Source organism: Kerstersia gyiorum (assembly GCF_048595715.1).
GTDB lineage: Bacteria > Pseudomonadota > Gammaproteobacteria > Burkholderiales > Burkholderiaceae_B > Kerstersia > Kerstersia gyiorum.
The window spans coordinates 1958772-1977151 of the sequence record NZ_CP169556.1 but is presented as its reverse complement, the minus strand read 5'-3'; the positions used below and the strand labels follow the sequence as shown (position 1 = coordinate 1977151).

General features: G+C 60.5%; 15 protein-coding genes. 4 read left to right on the top strand and 11 right to left on the bottom strand.

Going from position 1 to position 18380, the window contains the following annotated elements; all coding sequences use genetic code 11:
* Positions 1–215: 215 nt before the first annotated feature.
* Entirely contained in the window at positions 216–2150 is a 1935-nt protein-coding gene (locus ACEW7X_RS08730; protein WP_420177084.1) for a TonB-dependent receptor domain-containing protein, read from the top strand.
* Positions 2151–2388: 238 nt separating this feature from the next.
* The gene (locus ACEW7X_RS08725) at positions 2389–3774 is read left to right on the top strand and encodes a YncE family protein (RefSeq protein ID WP_415358686.1); all 1386 of its coding nucleotides are present in this window, start codon (positions 2389–2391) and stop codon (positions 3772–3774) included.
* 123 nt (positions 3775–3897) lie between these two features.
* On the opposite strand, the gene ACEW7X_RS08720 is transcribed toward ACEW7X_RS08725, so the two are convergent.
* Entirely contained in the window at positions 3898–4548 is a 651-nt protein-coding gene (locus ACEW7X_RS08720; protein WP_420177083.1) for a TetR family transcriptional regulator, read from the bottom strand.
* Positions 4549–5003: 455 nt separating this feature from the next.
* Between ACEW7X_RS08720 and ACEW7X_RS08715 the strand changes: the two genes are divergently transcribed.
* Positions 5004–6227 (top strand): arabinose transporter, encoded by a 1224-nt coding sequence (locus ACEW7X_RS08715; RefSeq protein WP_127774223.1) that lies wholly within the window; start codon positions 5004–5006, stop codon positions 6225–6227.
* Between the two features lie 127 nt (positions 6228–6354).
* Here the strand turns inward: ACEW7X_RS08715 and ppsA are convergent, their stop codons facing one another.
* Positions 6355–8727, bottom strand: coding sequence for a phosphoenolpyruvate synthase (gene ppsA / locus ACEW7X_RS08710; RefSeq protein WP_068372257.1), 2373 nt, complete (start codon positions 8725–8727; stop codon positions 6355–6357).
* Positions 8728–8894: 167 nt separating this feature from the next.
* On the opposite strand from ppsA, the gene ppsR reads away from it, so the two are divergent.
* Complete coding sequence (ppsR, locus tag ACEW7X_RS08705; RefSeq protein ID WP_068372260.1) at positions 8895–9731, top strand: posphoenolpyruvate synthetase regulatory kinase/phosphorylase PpsR; 837 nt, start codon at positions 8895–8897, stop codon at positions 9729–9731.
* A 40-nt stretch (positions 9732–9771) separates the two neighbouring features.
* On the opposite strand, the gene ACEW7X_RS08700 is transcribed toward ppsR, so the two are convergent.
* The 9 genes from ACEW7X_RS08700 to bamA all read right to left on the bottom strand — a co-directional run bounded on the left by ACEW7X_RS08700 (position 9772) and on the right by bamA (position 18347).
* A complete protein-coding gene (locus ACEW7X_RS08700; protein ID WP_068372261.1) occupies positions 9772–10236 on the bottom strand; it encodes a hypothetical protein in 465 nt (154 codons plus the stop codon).
* 78 nt (positions 10237–10314) lie between these two features.
* Complete coding sequence (locus ACEW7X_RS08695; protein ID WP_420177082.1) at positions 10315–11094, bottom strand: TrmH family RNA methyltransferase; 780 nt, start codon at positions 11092–11094, stop codon at positions 10315–10317.
* A 53-nt stretch (positions 11095–11147) separates the two neighbouring features.
* Entirely contained in the window at positions 11148–11756 is a 609-nt protein-coding gene (rnhB, locus tag ACEW7X_RS08690; protein ID WP_068372267.1) for a ribonuclease HII, read from the bottom strand.
* A complete protein-coding gene (gene lpxB / locus ACEW7X_RS08685; protein WP_068372270.1) occupies positions 11743–12978 on the bottom strand; it encodes a lipid-A-disaccharide synthase in 1236 nt (411 codons plus the stop codon). Before lpxB ends, rnhB begins: the two co-directional genes overlap by 14 nt.
* Positions 12975–13769 carry an acyl-ACP--UDP-N-acetylglucosamine O-acyltransferase gene (gene lpxA / locus ACEW7X_RS08680; protein ID WP_068372274.1) on the bottom strand — a complete coding sequence of 265 codons (795 nt, stop codon included), beginning with the start codon at positions 13767–13769 and terminating at the stop codon, positions 12975–12977. Before lpxA ends, lpxB begins: the two co-directional genes overlap by 4 nt.
* A 2-nt stretch (positions 13770–13771) precedes the next feature.
* Complete coding sequence (fabZ, locus tag ACEW7X_RS08675) at positions 13772–14233, bottom strand: 3-hydroxyacyl-ACP dehydratase FabZ (protein ID WP_068372276.1); 462 nt, start codon at positions 14231–14233, stop codon at positions 13772–13774.
* Positions 14234–14310: 77 nt separating this feature from the next.
* Entirely contained in the window at positions 14311–15387 is a 1077-nt protein-coding gene (lpxD, locus tag ACEW7X_RS08670; protein ID WP_420177081.1) for a UDP-3-O-(3-hydroxymyristoyl)glucosamine N-acyltransferase, read from the bottom strand.
* A gap of 9 nt (positions 15388–15396) precedes the next feature.
* On the bottom strand, positions 15397–15963 hold the full coding sequence (locus ACEW7X_RS08665; protein WP_068372283.1) for an OmpH family outer membrane protein: 567 nt from the start codon (positions 15961–15963) through the stop codon (positions 15397–15399).
* A gap of 68 nt (positions 15964–16031) precedes the next feature.
* Entirely contained in the window at positions 16032–18347 is a 2316-nt protein-coding gene (gene bamA / locus ACEW7X_RS08660; protein WP_130487048.1) for an outer membrane protein assembly factor BamA, read from the bottom strand.
* Positions 18348–18380 lie beyond the last annotated feature (33 nt).

Sequence of the window (18380 nt, the reverse complement as noted above, 5' to 3'; positions counted from 1 at the left end):
CTTAAGATGCGAATCGTTTCTCTTAACGAAACTGCATTACCAACAAGTATCCCGCAACATCTAAAGATATCTACAGGACACACCCAGCAATGCCTATCCAGCGGAACAGTCTGCGTCTCGCACCGACATACTTGGCCATTTGCGCCGCACTCGCCTGCACGGCGGCCTCAGCTCAGCAGACTGACGAAAATAATGCCCCTGCCATTGAACAAGGTGTGGCACAACTCAGTCAGATCGTTGTGACGGCTACCGGGTCCGGCGTGGATGTGCGTGATGCACCCGCCAGCATTACCGTCATCACCCGCGAAGATATCGAACGCCAACCGGTCTATGACCTCAACCAGCTGCTGCGTCGGGTACCGGGTGTCAGCGGCGGCCTGAACAGCTATGGTCCGCAATCCAAGATCAGCATCCGTGGCCTACCGGAACAGTACACGCTGATCCTGGTCGATGGCAAACGCATGGGACGTTCGGCCGATACCAATTATCGTGCCGATCTCGGCCGCCAGGATTTGAACTGGCTGACGCCCGACATGATCGAACGTATCGAAGTGGTGCGTGGACCGATGTCTTCCCTGTATGGTTCCGATGCCATGGGCGGTGTGATCAACATTATTACGCGCAAGATCGCTCCGGTCTGGGGCGGCCAGGTTACGACCAACTACACCCGGCCGGGAGATTCCGACCGCGGCGACAGCTTCCAGGCAGGCTTCATGATTTCCGGCCCGGTCACCGACAAGGTTGGCCTGCGCCTGACAGGAGGCATCGACAAGGTGGACCCGGATGAGGTCGACCTGAAGGACGGCTATGCGGACGGTTCCGGCGGCGTGAAAGACGAGAACCTCGATGCCAAGCTGACTTGGGCCCTGACCAGTCACCAGGATCTGACTGTCGAAGTCGGCTATGGCTTGCAGCGCCGCAAAAATCCTTCGTCACTCGACGAGGATGGCAAAAACCAGGAATCCTGGGGCCCCGAGCGCCTGCGGCGCAACAGCTATGCCATTGCTCATGAAGGACGCTGGGGGTTCGGTACTTCCAAGGTGCGTGTGTACCAGAACAAGTACGATAGCCATATTGTCAATGGAGAGCAAAGCTCGGAAGAAACCATTGCTGATGCAAGTCTGGATATGCCGTTCACGCTGGGCGTGAAGCAGATGCTGACGGTCGGCGGGCAGTGGAAGCACGAAAAGCTGGTGAATACGGACACTATCGGTGTATCCGGCCTGCCTATCGACGTGGATGGCAATCCGATGAGCGACAGCCCCAAGGTATCGGGTAACACCAGCGCCCTCTTCCTCGAAGACCAATTGACGCTGCGCGAGAACCTGTTGCTGACGCTGGGCCTGCGTGCTGACCATCACAAGGATTACGGCACTCACTACAGCCCCAGGGGCTACCTGGTCTGGCACCCGGTTTCCGACTGGACGATCCGTGGTGGCGTGTCGCGTGGCTTCCGCGCGCCCAGCTTCAAGGAAAGCTCGCCCGGCGCAACCACCTGGTCGCGCGGACGCGGTTGCAGCAGCCTGATTCCTCTCGGTTATACGACTGGGGGGTGCTACATGGCCGGCAACCCCGACCTGAAACCGGAAACCAGCACCAGTTCGGAAATCGGCTTCGAGTATGACACGGCCCGCCTGGGTGCCGGACTGACCTACTTCCATACCAATTTCCGCAACAAGATCCAGTATGAAGCATTGGGCAAGTACTACGATATCTGGTGGACGCGCCAGGCCAATATCGAGCGCGCCCGCACGCAGGGCCTGGAAGGGTCGCTGCGCGTGGCGCTGACCAAGGATCTCGAGTGGAACACGACCGGTACCTACATGATCGAGGCGAAAAACCTGACGACGGACGAAACCCTGATCGACACGCCCAAGCTGTCCATGTATTCCGCCCTGGACTGGTTTGCCACGGAATCCCTGAGCTTGCGTCTGGCAGCGAACTTTACCGGCAAGCAGTTGGGCGCCAAGGATACCTTCGTCAAGGCCTATACCACGGCAGATCTGTCGGCCAACTACACTGCCGCTGACAACATCACTTTGCGCGCCGGCGTGACCAACCTGTTCAACAAGCATGTGGATAGCGATAGCGGCTATGGTTATTACATTCCACGCCGCGAATTCTTCGTCGGCATGACGGCACGTTTCTAATTCCAGCGGAATCCTGGACGCCGTCTTTTGCCCTCGCCTGACGGAAAGACACCCAGCACTGGCGCAGGGTGTCTTTCCCGATAGCGGCCAGCACGCGCAACCGTGCTGGCCGTCAGCCTTTTAATGGTATCCCTTCCATGCCTGGTTTTCTTTCCTGTTGTTGGTACGTGTGCAGCCTCGCCTGTTCGGGCGATCACGCAAACCATCCCCTACTTCTTCAGACTTAAAGGTAAGAGACATGACTGCTAGCTCTCCTTGCGCCGCACGGCGCTGGCGCATTTCCTGCTTCGCCCTGGCCTTGATGTGCGCTATGCCGGTCGCTGGCGCCGCTTCGGTGTTCAGCCAGCCCGATGCCGATTTCAAGGGCCGGCTCTGGGCCAAGGATGTTGTCGTTCCTGGCGGAAAAGCAGTGTTGGAAGGATTTTCTTTCGTGCCTGGACAGAAAATCACGCTGACACGCGGGCAGACGGTACTGAATCCCAAGACGCCGTACCAGGCCAATGAGAAAGGTGAATTCGAAGCCAGCATAGACATCCCGGCCGATGCAGCACCGGGCATTCATGCCATCGTCGTGAATGCCAGCGAGCCCAACGCCACTGCACTGCATAATCTGAAAATCTCGCCCGTCCTGCCGCTCAGTGGCGCCGACAAGTTCCAGGTGGATAGCCAGAAGTTGGTGCCTGGCCTCTACCAGGTCGTATTCAGCCCGGCCAACAACGCCTTGTATGTCACCTCGGCGGTCGGGCGCCCGCCAGTCAAGGCTTCCAAACTGCTGAAGATCAACCCCGAGACGCTGGCCATTGAGGCGCAGGTCGATGCCCTGCCCGTCGCGGGCCGGGATGACGGCCATCTTTACGCCGTGTATGGCGTAGGCGTCGACGAGGCCAACGGCAACGTGTGGACCACCAATACGCGTGACAATACCGTTGCGGTATATCGTGCCAGCGACCTCAAGCTGGTCAAGCAATTCGAACCGGGCGTGTTGCCCCACGGCCGCGATATCGTGGTCGACACTGCGCGCGGCAAGGTCTTTGCCTCCGGTTCGGGGCAAATCGCCGTATTCGATGCCAAGACCCTGGCGCCACTGGCCACCATAGAGCCGCAAAGCAAGGTGCGCGGCGAAGACTTCGCCCCGGCCAGCCTGGCGCTGGATGCCGCCAACGGCAAGCTCTATACCGTCAGCATGAGCACGCCCGAGGCCGCCGTCATCGACACGGCCACCGGCACGGTGGACCGCATCATCGACATCCCCGGCGCCCGTTCGGCGATCGGCGTGGCGGTGAACCCGCAAGGCCAGCGCCTGTACGTCACGGCGCAAGGCAGCGATAACCTCCTGATCGTGGATCTGAGCGACGGCAAGGTGCTGCACGACGTCAAAACGGGCGCAGGTCCGCTCAACGTCAGCTACGACGCAGTCAGCGGCCTGGCCTATGTCGCCAACCGCGGCGCCGGCAGCATTAGCGTAGTCGATGCAGATGGCAAGATCGTCGCCAACCTCGATGGCGGCACCTATCCCAACCACCTGGGTACGGATGGCAAGGGACATGTGTTTGTCGTGAACAAGTCCAAGGGCGCCGAAGACCCCAACGGCGATCACATCCGCCGCGTGTCGCCCAAGCGTTGAGTGACCGCCTGCTGGCCTGCCCAAGCTTCGGGCCAGCCTTTCTCGGAAGCCAAAGGCAGCCTGGCACTAGCCATGTCCGCCGGGGTGGCCTGCCACATTGATGGCAGATCGCCCCGGCATTTTTCATGCCGGGGCCGGGCCTGCGTAGCGGGATGCGAGCGCATCCATGTAGGCAATGAACATATCCGCCATGGCCTCCGCATAGCGCAAGGTTTCTTCCTGGCTACGAGGCGATTCGGAATAGCGCTTGCCGGCCGACGTCAGTGTCAGGCGCAGAATCTCCGCCGCCGTATCCTGCGCTTCGGCAGGGACATTCGCCGGCAAGGCATCCTTTACATATTGCCGGATGATCTCCCGGCCCGAATGGCGGAACTTGCTGGTTTCCTGGGTATCGCGATATAGCGGCGCCGCGTCGCTGAGCGCCACCCGCATTGCGGCCTCTTCACACTCGGAGCGGAAGAAAACACGCACCAGTTCCCGGATGCGTTCATGCGGCAGCTTGCTGGCGTCTTCGACAATTTCTCGCATCATGCTGCTGGTACGCTGCCATTCATCCACCTGCAGGCGAAACAGGATGGCCGCCTTGTTAGGAAAATACTGGTAGAGCGAACCCACGCTGACGCCCGCACGCTCGGCGACCCTGGCAGTCGTGAACCGAGTGGCGCCCGCTTCGGCCAGAACCTGGGCTGCTGCCTCCAGAATGGCCGCAACCAAGCCTTCCGACCTGGCCTGGCGGGGCTTTTTCCTGGGATTCAGAGGCAGGCTGGAAGCCATGGCAGATCACCCTAGCGCGCAATGCGCGATGCAGATAGACAGAAGATGGACGCATTCTATCGGCTGCCAGCAAGCACGCCTAGACGATGTTTCAACGCCATGCAACGTCCTGGCGATGATGCGTTCCCGCAATCTGCCAATCGGTATGCGGCGCAGTGCGGCGTATGCCATGCCAGGTGGTTTCTGAGTACATATGTGAACATCAAAGGCATCCGAGTGATGCAATAAATCGCCTCCAAAGGATATTTGCGCTGATTTATGCCGTGAAGGCTACCTTTTGGCCATGGTTTCGCGTCTATTCAATACATTGTTCGCAAGACAAAAATGCGAATCCGCATGCGAATAGAAAATTTCAAGGCCAGGACGTATTCTGAATGCGACGAATCATTCGTGTTTTGTCGCATTTCAAGTACGTCCCTGAGCGTACTGGCCCATTTTTCATACAGGTTGCTTTCATGCATAAAGAAAATACTGGGGGCAAAGTGCTCCCAGCAACAGGTGGCCGCCAGGCTGACAATGTGTTCCTTGTCCTGCTACCGATCACTTTTGCAGTCTTCATCAGTTTCTTCAATATGGGTATGCAGCTGGCGGTCTTGCCGCTGCATTTGCACGACCGCCTGGGCATGGGCCCGCTGGTCATAGGCATAGTGGTGGGGGCGCAGTTCGTCGGCGCCTTGCTGTCCCGGCCGTGGGCCGGGAATCATGCCGATGTGCAAGGCACCGGCCGCGCCGTCACCCTGGGCTTCCTGGTCGCCTCGGCCTCCGGCGTGGCCTACCTGCTATCCATGCTGTGCATCGATGCACCCGTGGCCTCGACCTTGCTGGTCCTGGTTGGGCGCGTCATGCTGGCCGTCGGTGAAAGCCTGATCGTGACTGGCGCCCTGGGTTGGGGGATTGCCCTGGTCGGTGCCGGTAGCGCCGGCAAGGTCATGGCCTGGACCGGCATGGCCATGTTCGCCGCCTATGCGCTGGGCGCGCCCGCAGGCGGCTGGGTGTATGCCCGCCAGGGGTTTACCGGCATAGGCGTGGCGACCATACTGCTGCCGCTGCTGGCGCTGGCTTGCATCGCCCGCATGAGGCAGGTGCCCCCTTCGGCCACGCGCCGCGCATCGTTCTACAAGGTGTTGGGGACAGTCTGGCTGCCCGGCCTGGGGCTGGCGCTGTGCAGCATCGGTTTCGGCGTGATTACTGCCTTTATCGCGCTGCTGTTTGCGAGCAAGGGCTGGGATAATGCTCCGCTGGCATTTACCGCTTTCGGTGTCGCCTTCATCGTGGCGCGCATCTTCTTCGGGCACTTGCCGGATCGTATCGGCGGCGCTTGGGTGGCCCTGGTATGCGTCATTGTGGAGATGGTCGGCCAGATCATGATCTGGATGGCGGATTCCGCAGGCATGGCCTATTTCGGCGCGGCGCTGAGCGGCTTCGGCTACTCGCTGGCGTTTCCCGGCTTTGGCGTGGAAGCTGTCCGCCGCGCCCCGCCGCAGAGCCGCAGCCTGGCCATGGGCGCGTATGTGGCGTGCCTGGATATTTCCATGGGCATTACCAGTCCCCTGGCAGGCCTGGTTGCACGCAATTGGGGAATGTCGGCGGTTTACCTGGCATCGTCTGTCCTGGTCGGCGCATCGGTACTGGTAGCCTTCGCGCTGCTGGGCACGCGTCCGGCAGCGCAGCAACCCTGAACGTCGCCTACATCACATTGAAACAACGCTTCGGCAAAGAAAAAATGCCTCCGGAAAAATTCCGGAGGCATTTTTGATGGGTTCGAGGCCCCGGCTACCTTCACAGGCAGCCGGGAACAGAACCGGATCAACGGCTGGTGGTAGCCAGCTTCTGCCAGGTATCAACCACGGTATCTGGGTTCAGCGAGATCGACAGGATGCCTTCATCCTTCAGCCATTGGGCGAAATCCAGGTGATCGCTGGGCCCCTGGCCGCAGATGCCGACGTACTTGCCAGCCTTCAGGCAAGCCTGGATGGCGCGGCTCAGCATGAACTTGATGGCGTCGTCGCGCTCGTCGAAGTCGGCAGCCAGCAGTTCCATGCCGGAATCGCGATCCAGGCCCAGGGTCAGCTGGGTCATGTCGTTGGAACCGATCGAGAAGCCGTCGAAGTGCTCCAGGAACTGCTCGGCCAGAATGGCGTTGGACGGCACTTCGCACATCATCACGACGCGCAGGCCGTTTTCGCCCCGAACCAGGCCGTTCTCGCCCAGCAGGCTGATGACCTTCTCTGCCTGTTTCACGGTACGCACGAAAGGTACCATGATTTCGACGTTGGTCAGGCCCATTTCTTCGCGCACCTTCTTCAGCGCTTCGCATTCCATGCGGAAGCACTCCGCGAAGTCTTCGGCGATATAACGCGATGCGCCGCGGAAGCCCAGCATGGGGTTCTCTTCCTCGGGCTCATAGCGCGAACCACCAACCAGCTTGCGGTACTCGTTCGACTTGAAGTCGGACATGCGCAGGATGACGGGCTTCGGATAGAAGGCGGCGCCGATGGTGGCAATGCCTTCGGCCAGCTTTTCAACGAAGAAGGCACGCGGGCTGGCGTAGCCACGGGCGGCCGATTCCACGGCTTTCTTCAGCTCGCTGTCCACATTCGGATAATCCAGCACAGCCTTCGGGTGGATACCGATGTTGTTGTTGATGATGAATTCCAGACGGGCCAGGCCCACACCGGCGTTCGGGACCTGCGCGAAATCGAAGGCCAGTTGCGGGTTACCGACGTTCATCATGATCTTGACGTCGATTTCCGGCATGGCGCCACGGCGCACTTCCTCGACTTCGGTCTCGATCAGGCCGTCATAGATGCGGCCTTCGTCGCCTTCGGCGCACGAAACCGTCACTTGCTGGCCTTCCTTCAGGATGTCGGTGGCTTCGCCGCAACCCACGACAGCCGGGATACCCAGTTCGCGGGCAATGATGGCCGCGTGGCAGGTACGGCCGCCACGGTTGGTCACGATAGCCGAAGCACGCTTCATCACCGGTTCCCAGTTGGGGTCGGTCATGTCGGTCACCAGCACGTCGCCAGGCTGGACCTTATCCATTTCAGCGATGTCAGCCACGATACGCACGGGGCCTGCGCCGATCTTCTGGCCGATGGCACGGCCAGTCACCAGCACGTCACCGGTTGCCTTCAGGCGGAAACGCTGCTGCACATCGTTTTCGCCTTGTTGCGACTTCACGGTCTCCGGGCGAGCCTGGAGGATGTAGAGCTTGCCATCGACACCGTCACGGCCCCACTCGATATCCATCGGACGGCCGTAGTGCTTTTCGATGATGACGGCATAGCGCGCCAGCTCGATCACTTCTTCGTCGGTCAGCGAGTAGCGGTTGCGTTCGGAAACCGGCACGTCCACGGTACGCACGGCGTGGCCGTCGGTACGCTCGGGGTTGAATTCCATCTTGATCAGCTTGGAACCAATGCGGCGGCTGATGATGGGATATTTGCCAGCGGCCAGCGCGGGCTTGAAGACGTAGAACTCGTCAGGGTTGACGGCGCCCTGCACCACCGTTTCGCCCAGGCCGTAGGACGAGGTGATGAACACCACTTCCTGGAAACCGGATTCGGTGTCGATGGTGAACATGACGCCAGCGCTGCCCTTGTCGGAACGCACCATGCGCTGCACGCCGGCCGACAGTGCCACGTCAGCGTGGGCATAGCCCTTGTGCACGCGATAGGAGATGGCGCGGTCGTTGTACAGCGACGCGAACACGTGATGGATTTTTTCGAGCACGTCGTCGATACCGACCACGTTCAGGTAGGTTTCCTGCTGCCCAGCGAACGAAGCGTCGGGCAAGTCTTCGGCGGTGGCCGACGAACGCACGGCGAAGGAACCCTTGCCATCCGCATCCAGTTCGGCGAAGGCCGTACGGATAGCGCTTTCCAGCTGCTCGGGCAGCGGCGTGTCGATGATCCACTGGCGGATCTGCGCGCCGGCATCAGCCAGCTCGCGCACATCTTCCGGATTCAGCGTCGACAGGCGCTCGGCGATACGGTCACCCAGGCCCGAAAGCTTGAGGAAATCGCGGAACGCTTCAGCGGTCGTGGCAAAGCCGCCAGGCACCCGGACACCGGCGCTGGACAGCTGGCTGATCATTTCCCCTAGCGATGCGTTTTTTCCTCCTACCGAGTCCACATCCGTCATGCGGAGCTGCTCGAACGAAACGACATAAGACATGAAGTCACCTTTACAATGGATAGAAAGCGAGTTGGGTCAACGTACCTGCATGCGGCTGTACCGCAGGTGCCCTGACCCAACCAGCCTGACAGGCCTGATCGTGTGACTTCTGAAGGCTCGGAATTGTACCGCCCCTGCCGCCGTTTTGGCGCTTAAAACGAAAAAATATGACTAATCAACAACTTGAACGTACCGTCTTTATCGTCTCGGATGGCACCGGTATTACCGCCGAAACATTCAGCCATTCCGTTTTGTCCCAGTTCGAGACCGTAAAGTTCAATAGTACGCGTATCCCGTTCATCAATACACTGGAGAAAGCTGATCAGGCCATCGCCCGGATCGAGCAATCCTTCGCCGAGCAAAAGGGGCTGCAGCCCATCGTTTTCAGCACGCTGGTGGACCCTGCCATCAAGGCCCGCGTCAGCAATGCACCTTGCGTATTCCTAGACCTTTTCGGCGCATTCGTCTCGCCGGTGGAACAAGCGCTGGGGGTGAAATCCAGCCATTCCATTGGCCGTTCGCACATGGGTGCCACGTCTGAACAGTATCTGCGCCGTATCAATGCGATCAACTTCAGCCTGGCGCACGACGACGGACAATTTGTCCATGGGCTTGAGCAGGCCGATGTGATCCTCGTGGGCGTTTCGCGCTGCGGCAAGACGCCCACCAGCCTGTACCTGGCCATGCAATATGCCATCAAGGCCGCCAATTTCCCGCTGATCCCGGAAGATTTCGATCGCGGCCAGCTGCCGGCCACGCTGCAACCCTACCGCAAGAAGCTGTTCGGCCTGACCATCCAGCCCGAGCGCCTGTCCGAAGTCCGCAATGAGCGCCGGCCCGGCAGCCAATATGCTTCGCTGGAGCAATGCCGTGATGAAGTTGCTGCTGCCGAGCGCATGATGCGCCGCGAAGGGATTTCCTGGCTTTCCACCACGACCAAGTCGATCGAGGAAATCTCAACCACCATCATGGAGGAAGTCGGGCTGAGCACCCGCTCCTATTGAGCCAAAAAAACCAGTTCATTGTGAACTGGTTTTTTTTTGCTTATCCGCACACTTCACTGGGGCCCATGATCGTCGGGCTGCCGGCCTTGAAATCGCTGCCCGTCCATTCGAGGGAGTTGTGCAGGCAGTCGTCGCCTTCTATCCACTTCATGGATACATGGTTGCTTTTGACACTGTAATTCAGCTGCAACGAGTAATAGTTTTCACCGCCATACGGGAATCCGAATACCTGCCCTGTGGCGACATCAGCGACGAATGCAAAGCGGCAGCTGGTTCCGCAACCGATTTCCACGATGGCATAGTGCCCCGCGAAGTTGGGGCCACTACGCATTTCATTGGTGATGCGGGTACGGTAATTCGCATAGGCGCGGTCCCGCCCGGAAAAATCCGGTAGCCGGATGGAGCCTTGATATACCCTGTCCATGGGCACGGCGTCCGCCGCAACAGCGGGCGCGCCCAGGCCCAGCGACACCATCACCATGAATACCGCAATGGGATTCTTCAAAACGTCACCTCTTGAAAAACTGGGGTCGCGCCCCTAGCCGGCGCAGGAGCCTACGTTCTGCGACGGGCCAGCACGGTATCAGGCGCAACGGAAGCGGCGCCGCTGCTCGAACAGACAGATGGCCGCAGCCGCAGCGACATTCAGGGATTCTACGGCCGGCGCATGTGCAATGCGCACGCGTTTATCTGCCAGCTGCAACAGTTCTTCGCAGACGCCACGGCCTTCATGGCCGAACAGCCAAACGCATGTGCGTGGCAATTCGGTGTCGAACAAGTCTTCCGAGCCATCCAGCGCGGTCGCCAGCAAGGGAACGCTTAATGTCGGCCGCAAGGCCGCCAAGTCGGCCTTTTCGATAATCTGCAAGGAAAAATGGGCGCCCTGGGCACTGCGCAACACCTTGGGCGACCAGGCATGAGCGCAACCGTTGGACAGAACGACCTGTTGCAAACCAGCGGCTGCAGCCAGGCGCAGCAAGGTGCCTACGTTGCCCGGGTCCTGCACCCGGTCCAGCCAGAGCGCGGCCACATCGCCACGGGGGCTGGGCAGCGCCGGCGGTTTGACCACGAACATGACGCCCTGGCCATGCTCGGCATCTTCCAGCGCGTCCATCATGCCGGATGCCAGCGCAATGCGCGCGGCTGGCGCCAGGCCGCGCACGGCATCGGCCAAAGATGCCAATTCCGGGCGCGCAAGGCGGGCTTCATCAAAGACCGCAATGGCTGGCAAACCGTAAGTGTCCAGCCAGGCCTGGCAAAGATGCGGGCCTTCGATCAGCAACTGCCCACCCTTGCGGCTACCACCTGCCAAGGCACGCAATTGGCGGTACAGCGGGTTGTCCCGCGATGCGATGTGCTTCATGTCGTATAAATTCTGTTTCGATACTGGCCATGCAAGACCCTGCCGGGCCGGGCTCAGGACTCGAGGCTTTTGCGTACCGGCGCGAAGCTGCGGCGGTGTTCCGGACATGGGCCATGGGTGCGCAGGGCCTCCAGGTGTTGCGCCGTACCATAACCTTTGTGCTGGTCGAAACCGTATAGGGGATAGCGTTCGTGCAAGACCAGCAATTCAGCGTCGCGCGCCGTCTTGGCGAGAATGGAGGCCGCAGAAATGGCGGGCTCGGTCGCATCGCCCTTGACGATGGCGCGCGCCTGGCACGGCAGCCCGGGCGGCACGCGATTGCCGTCTATCAGCGCCAGCGCAGGATGCACGCCCAGTCCTTCAACCGCGCGGCGCATGGCCAGCATGGTCGCGTGCAGGATATTCAAGGTGTCGATTTCCGCGACGGTAGCACAGGCGATATGCCAGGCCAGGGCTTGCTCGCGAATCTGCAGCGCCAGTTTGTCGCGCTGTCTGGCAGACAAGACTTTGGAATCTGCCAGGCCGGCAATGTCATGCCGTTCCGGCAGGATGACCGCAGCAGCATAGACGGCCCCGGCCAGCGGTCCCCTGCCCGCTTCGTCAACGCCAGCGATCTCCACGACCGACGGCGCAGCAATCGCGAATAGATCAGCCTGCTCCATGCTCGGCAGTCTCCAGTATGGCATCGGCGGCCAGCCGAGCCGTGTCCTGCCGCAGGACAGCATGCATTTCGGCAAACCGTTCTTCGATGCGGGCCGTCCCGGGTGCATCATTCCATTGCGCCCTGACGGCTTGAGCCAATTTCTCGGGCGTAGCGTCTTCCTGCAACAATTCCGGCACAGCGAAATCGCGCAACAGGACATTGGGAAGGCCGACCCAGGGTACATAGGGACGTTGCTGGCCTGATTTCCAGGACATCAGGCGCCGCATCCAGGGCGACAGCACATAGGAGATCACCATCGGGCGCTTGAACAGCGCCGTTTCCAGCGTAGCGGTACCGCTGGTTACCAGAGCCGTATCGCAGGCTTCCATGACATGCCAGGCTACAGGCCAGTTGTCACGCTCCTGCCCTTCCAGCGCAATATCTTCCTGGGTGACGCAGCGCAATCCTGGCACAGGGTGTTGCCGCAGCACGGCTTCGAACTGAGCCTTGCGCTCGGCATTGACCATGGGCACCAGGCAAACCAGTCCGGGCTCGTCCCGGCACAGTTGTTGTGCAGCCTGCAAAAAGCGCGGCGCCATCAATTCGATTTCGGAACGCCGGCTGCCCGGCAGGACTGCCAGGATACGTTCATTGCCCGACAGGCCCAGGCGCCTGCGCGCCGCCGCGCGATCGGGTTGCATAGGGATATTGCCGGCCAAGGGATGGCCGACATAGGTCACCGGTACGCCTTCCTTGCGATACAGCTCCTCTTCGAAGGGGAACAGCACCAGCATGTGCGAGACAGCTTCACGTATTTTGTGGATACGTTCATAGCGCCAGGCCCAAATGGATGGGCCGACGAAATGCACGGTGGGGATGCCGGCCTGGCGCAAGGCCAGTTCCAGCTTGAGATTGAAGTCAGGCGCATCGATGCCCACAAAGACGCCGGGCGGCTGCGCCAGCCAGCGACGCTTGACGTCGCCGTAGGTACGCAGCAGCGAAGGCAGCCGCTTGAGCGCATCGACATAACCGAAGACGGTCAGCGCATGCATGGAGTGCCAGATTTCCTGGCCTTGCGCCTGCAGGCGCGGGCCGCCTATGCCCTGGCAACGCAGGTTCGGTACCTGCTGCTGCAAACCTGCCAGGACGCGTGCGGCGATCAGGTCGCCCGAGGGTTCCCCGGCGACCATGCCGATCACAGGCTCGCCCGCGTCCCTGGCCAGTCCCACACCTGAAATCATGAACGGATAACCCCGCGCGTGACGCCCGAAAGGAACTCCTGCATGACGGCCAGTGCCGCAGCGGCAGCCGGACGCTCAACGGCCAGTGCTGCGATGGCTGCCACTGCCTGATCCAGCGTCAGGCCGCGGCGATAAACCAGCTTATAGGCTTCGCGCAGTGCAGAGATGGACTCCGCATCGAAACCACGGCGACGCAGGCCTTCGGTATTGACGCCATGCGGCTTGCAGGGGTTGCCCGCTGCCAGCACATAGGGCGGCGCATCCTGCATCAGCGAGCTGTTGCCGCCTATCATGGCGTGCGCGCCAATCTTGCTGAACTGGTGCACGCCGCTCAGCCCGCCCAGAATGGCCCAGTCGCCGATGTGCACGTGGCCGCCGAGCTGCACGCCATTGGCGAGGATGGTGTGATCGCCAATGATGCAGTCATGCGCGACGTGAACGTACGCCATGATCCAGTTGTCACTGCCGATGCGCGTAACACCGTTGTCCTGTACCGTACCGGTATTGAAGGTCACATATTCGCGCACCGTGTTGCCATCGCCAATTTCCAGGCGGGTCGGTTCGTTGGCGTACTTTTTGTCCTGAGGCTCGCCGCCAATGGAGCAAAACCGGTAAAAACGGTTGTTGCGGCCGATGGTCGTCAACCCATCCACGACGCAGTGAGGGCCGACGGAGGTTCCTTCCCCAATGCGCACATTGGGGCCGATGATGCTGAAAGCACCGATGCTGACGCCGTCAGCAAGTTCCGCACGGCTGTCTACCTGCGCGGTGGGATGGATTTCTACGCTCATGTTCAGCTGTTCCGTTGGCGAATGGCGCACATGAATTCAGCTTCGGCAGCCACGTTGCCATCAACCAGGCTGCGTCCCTTGTACTTACAGATGACGCGGCTCAGGCGCACGGCCTCAACTTCGATGCGCAGCTGGTCGCCTGGCACGACGGGGCGGCGGAAGCGCGCATTGTCGATGCCGACGTAGTAGTAGACATTGCCATTGCTGGCGCCGATGCCGGAATCATCACCGGAATCATTCGAGAACGAGAACAGCGCGGCAGCCTGGGCCATTGCTTCCAGGATCAGCACGCCAGGCATGACCGGCAGATCAGGGAAATGCCCGGTGAAATACGGCTCGTTGATACTGACATTCTTGATCGCGACGATGGATTTGCCCGGCGTCATTTCGATCACGCGGTCAATCAGCAGCATGGGATAGCGATGCGGCAGCCGATCCAGAATTCCCTTGATATCCAATTCCATAAATGCAGTACCTAAGTCATGACGGTCGCCGGCCTGCAGGGCTGTTCTGCGTGCTGCCGCCGGCGCCGGAGTGGCGATTAATCTTTTTCCAGAGCGCGCACGCGACGGCGCAGGGAGCCCAACTGCTGTATCACGGCAGCATTGCGCTGCCACTCCCCATGCTCGGCATAGGGATAGACACCGGTGTAACGGCCAGGCTTGGTGATGCTGGATGTCACTGCCGTACCGCCGGAGACATGTACGTCGTCTCCCAGCACCAGATGGCCGGAGATCATCGAGGCACCACCAATGGTGCAGCGCGCACCGATGTGGGTGGAGCCAGCGATACCGACGCAGGCAGCAATGGCGGTGTGCATGCCGATATGGACGTTATGGGCAACCATGATCTGGTTGTCCAGTTTCACGCCATCGGCGATGACGGTATCGTCCAGCGCCCCACGGTCTATGGTGGTGTTCGCGCCGATTTCGACATCATTGCCCACCACCACGCCGCCGAATTGGGGAATCTTGCTCCAGCCGCCACGCGTGGGATCTGGCGCAAAGCCGAAGCCATCAGCGCCCAGCACCGCACCGCTATGCACAATGGCGCGTGCGCCCAGGCGCACTTCGCTATAGAGCACGACACGCGGATACAGCAGGGAATCCTCGCCCACGACGCTACGGGCGCCGATGACGCAGCCAGCACCGATGATGCTGCCGCGCTTCACGACCGCGCCACTCTCGACCACGCAGAACGGGCCCAGATCGACATCGGCTTCGATAACGGCGTCCTCGGCCACAATTGCGGAAGGATGCACGCACGGCGCATTGCCTGCGCGGCGGGCACGATCAAACCACTGTGCCACCCGCGCATACAGCAGGTACGGCTGTTCGCAGATGACACGGGCGAAAGGCACGCTGGCCGGAAGGCCGGCCGCAGCGGCAGCTGGCAGGATGACTGCCCCTGCCCCGCTCTGCGACAGTTGTTCCAGATAGCGATGATTGGAAAGAAAGGATAGTTCGTTGGCGCCAGCATGCGTCAACGGCGCCAAGCCGGCGATGCGGGGTTCTTCCGCACCACCGGTTTCCAGGCGCCAAGGCAGGCCATGCGCATCGACTTCCGCAAACAGTGCGGACAGGGACGGAGCCCTGACCTCATCCAGCAACAAAGGCATGAGGCAACCTTACTTGCCCATGGCCTGGATCACCTGGTCGGTGATGTCGACGCGCGGATTGACCGTGACTGCGTTTTGCAGGACCAGATCATAGTTCTGCTGTTCGGCGATACGCTGAATGGCAGCATTGGTGTTGTCGATGATCGCACCGAACTCTTCGTTGCGACGACGGTTCAGGTCTTCCTGGAACTCACGCTGCTTGCGCTGCAGGTCGACATCCATATTGGAGATGTTGCGCTCGCGCTTGACGCGGTCGCTCTCGGACAGCACGGGGCCGTCCTTGTCGAGCTTCTGGTACTCGCTACGCAGGGCATTCGCCAGGCGTTGGATTTCGTCGTCGCGCGACTTGAATTCGGATTCAAGCTTGATTTGCGCAGCCTTGGCAGGCGCCGAATCACGCAGGATGCGATCCAGGTTGACGAAACCAACCTTGGAGCCCTGGGCTTGAGCCTGCACCGGAGCAGCCATCATGCCGGCAACCAGGCACGCCGACAGACCGAGGGAAACACGCCGAGCTACGCTCGCATACTTGCTGCGAGCCGAGGCAAACGGTTTGATCGCGGAAACAGACGTCATAGAAATCCCTGAATGAAAGGAAATTTTAGCAAAAGGTTATTGTGCCACCAGCATCATAGACCGGGAAATCAGAAAGCGGTTCCGATCTGGAACTGGAAGCTTTGCTTTTCGTCACCCGGCTTGTCACGGAGCGCCCGGCCATAGGAAATTTGCAGCGGACCCATCGGCGAGTTCCACGACAGGCCAACACCGACAGAATAACGCAGATCGCCGAAGTCGATATCCTGGTTATCGCTGTAGATTTGACCCGCATCACCAAACAGGAACCAGCGCAGGCTGCGGTCACGCTGCGCACCGGGGAACGGCAGATACAGCTGCACGTTGCCGACCACGCGCTTGGAGCCGCCCAGGTAGTTGCCGGTACGGGTATCCTTCGGGCCGAGCGACGAGCCTTCGTAGCCGCGCACGGTGCCGAGGCCACCCGCATAGATGTTCTTGATAAGCGGATAACCCTTGCCGCCGTAGCCCTTGCCGTAGTCCACCATGCCGTTGAAGGCCAACGTGAAGCTGCGGTTAAGGGGGATGAAGTATTGGTGCTGTGCACTGAGCATGTAGTACTTCAGGTCCAGCGTCGAGAAATCGGCCTTCAGGCGCGTATAGCTGCCCGAATTGGGCGCCAGGGCGCTGTCGCGGCTGTCCTTGGCCCAGCCTATGGAGAAGATCAGGGCATTGGTCTTGGAGCCGTAGTCTTGCACGAACTCTTCATAGGCCAGCGGTGAATTGTCGTAGAGCGACAGTTCGTTGCGTTCGTAGTTGACGCCCAGGAAAATCCGGTCGAGTTCCGAAATGGGAACGCCGAAGTTCAGGCCCAGGCCCATGGCGCGCACGCGATAGTCACCGTCGTTGTTGTAGAACGGCTTGATCGAGCGGTAGTAGAGCGACGTGGAGCGGCTGATGCCGTCGCGCGTCCAGTAGGGGTCAGTGTGCGACAGAACGGCCGACCGGTTGGAACGGCTGGTATTGACGTTGAAAGTCAGGTTGGTACCGCTGCCGAAAACGTTGTCTTCGCTGATGCCCGCCGACAGGATCGCCTTCTCAGTGGAGCCGTAGCCGATACCGAGGTTGATCATGCCGGTGGGTTTTTCCTTCACGTCGACCGAGACATCGACCTGGTCGATGGTGCCCGGCACCGGATGCGTGTTGACGTTGACCTCATTGAAGTAGCCCAGGCGGTCCACGCGGTCGCGCGACATGCGTATATTGCTGGCGTCGTACCAGGCCGCTTCCTGCTGGCGCAGTTCGCGGCGGATCACGGCATCACGGGTACGTGTGTTGCCGCCGATCTCGATGCGGCGCACGTATACGCGGCGGCTCGGGTCGACATAGAACGTCAGCTCGGTTTCACCGGTTTCGCGGTTCAGGATCGGGTTCGGGTTGACGTTGGCAAACGCATAGCCAAGGTCGCCCAGGTAATCAGTGATGGCTTTCGCCGTCGCGTTGGTTTCACTGGCAGAGAACGTATCGCCGGCCTTGACCGTGACGAGTTTCTGCAACTGGTCGTCCAGGCCCAGCAGGTCGCCCGCCAGTTTCACATTGGAAACCTTGTACGGCTTGCCTTCATGCACAGTGATGGTGATGAAGATGTCCTTGCGGTCGGGGGAGATCGTGACCTGGGGCGGCTCGACGGAGAATTCGAGATAGCCGCGATCCATGTAGTAAGAACGCAGCGCTTCGATATCGCCTTCCAGCTTTTCGCGCGAGTATTTGTCCGTACCGGTGTACCAGGTCATCCAGCCCGGCGTCGTCAGCTGCATTTCATCCTGCAGCGTGCTGCTGGAGAACGCTTCGTTGCCCACGATGTGAATGTCGCGGATGCGGGCCACCTGCCCTTCGAATACCTCGAAGTTGATGCCCACGCGGTTGCGCGGCAGCGGCGTGATAGTGGCGGTGATCTCGACGCCGTACTTGCCCTTGGCCAGGTATTGCTGCTTGAGCTCGAACTCCGCCTGCTCCAGCATGGAACGGTCGAAGATCCGGCCTTCACCGAAGCCGACTTCGCGCAGGGACTTCTTGATGGCGTCGGCGTCGAATTCACGCATGCCATTGAAGTTGATGGCAGCGATGGTCGGGCGTTCCTGCACGACTACGACCACGACATTGTTGTCGGTTTCGATGCGCACATCATTGAAGTAGCCGGTGGCGTACAGCCGGCGGATCGCGGCCGAGGCATCGCTTTCCGTGAATGTTTCCCCGACTTTCACCGGCAGGTAGCCGAACACGGTGCCGGCGTCGGTGCGTTGCAGGCCATCCACGCGGATATCGCGCACGACGAAGGGATCGAAAGCACTAGCGGCGGACGGCCAGATCAAGGCGGCCAGCAAGCCGGGCAGAACAAGGCGCTTGAGCTTGAGGCCGCTGCGCTGAAAACTCCGAGAAACAGACATCCTGGACGATCCTTGATCGGACAAATGGCGAAG

Excerpts from the sequence above, each read along its gene's own strand:
- ACEW7X_RS08725 (WP_415358686.1), top strand. The coding sequence starts at position 2,389 with ATGACTGCTAGCTCTCCTTGCGCCGCACGGCGCTGGCGCATTTCCTGC.
- ACEW7X_RS08720 (WP_420177083.1), bottom strand. The coding sequence starts at position 4,548 with ATGGCTTCCAGCCTGCCTCTGAATCCCAGGAAAAAGCCCCGCCAGGCC.
- ppsA (WP_068372257.1), bottom strand. The coding sequence starts at position 8,727 with ATGTCTTATGTCGTTTCGTTCGAGCAGCTCCGCATGACGGATGTGGAC.
- ACEW7X_RS08695 (WP_420177082.1), bottom strand. The coding sequence starts at position 11,094 with ATGAAGCACATCGCATCGCGGGACAACCCGCTGTACCGCCAATTGCGT.
- rnhB (WP_068372267.1), bottom strand. The coding sequence starts at position 11,756 with ATGGAGCAGGCTGATCTATTCGCGATTGCTGCGCCGTCGGTCGTGGAG.
- lpxB (WP_068372270.1), bottom strand. The coding sequence starts at position 12,978 with ATGATTTCAGGTGTGGGACTGGCCAGGGACGCGGGCGAGCCTGTGATC.
- bamA (WP_130487048.1), bottom strand. The coding sequence starts at position 18,347 with ATGTCTGTTTCTCGGAGTTTTCAGCGCAGCGGCCTCAAGCTCAAGCGC.
- ACEW7X_RS08715 (WP_127774223.1), top strand. The coding sequence starts at position 5,004 with ATGCATAAAGAAAATACTGGGGGCAAAGTGCTCCCAGCAACAGGTGGC.
- lpxD (WP_420177081.1), bottom strand. The coding sequence starts at position 15,387 with ATGCCTTTGTTGCTGGATGAGGTCAGGGCTCCGTCCCTGTCCGCACTG.
- ACEW7X_RS08665 (WP_068372283.1), bottom strand. The coding sequence starts at position 15,963 with ATGACGTCTGTTTCCGCGATCAAACCGTTTGCCTCGGCTCGCAGCAAG.
- fabZ (WP_068372276.1), bottom strand. The coding sequence starts at position 14,233 with ATGGAATTGGATATCAAGGGAATTCTGGATCGGCTGCCGCATCGCTAT.
- ppsR (WP_068372260.1), top strand. The coding sequence starts at position 8,895 with ATGACTAATCAACAACTTGAACGTACCGTCTTTATCGTCTCGGATGGC.
- lpxA (WP_068372274.1), bottom strand. The coding sequence starts at position 13,769 with ATGAGCGTAGAAATCCATCCCACCGCGCAGGTAGACAGCCGTGCGGAA.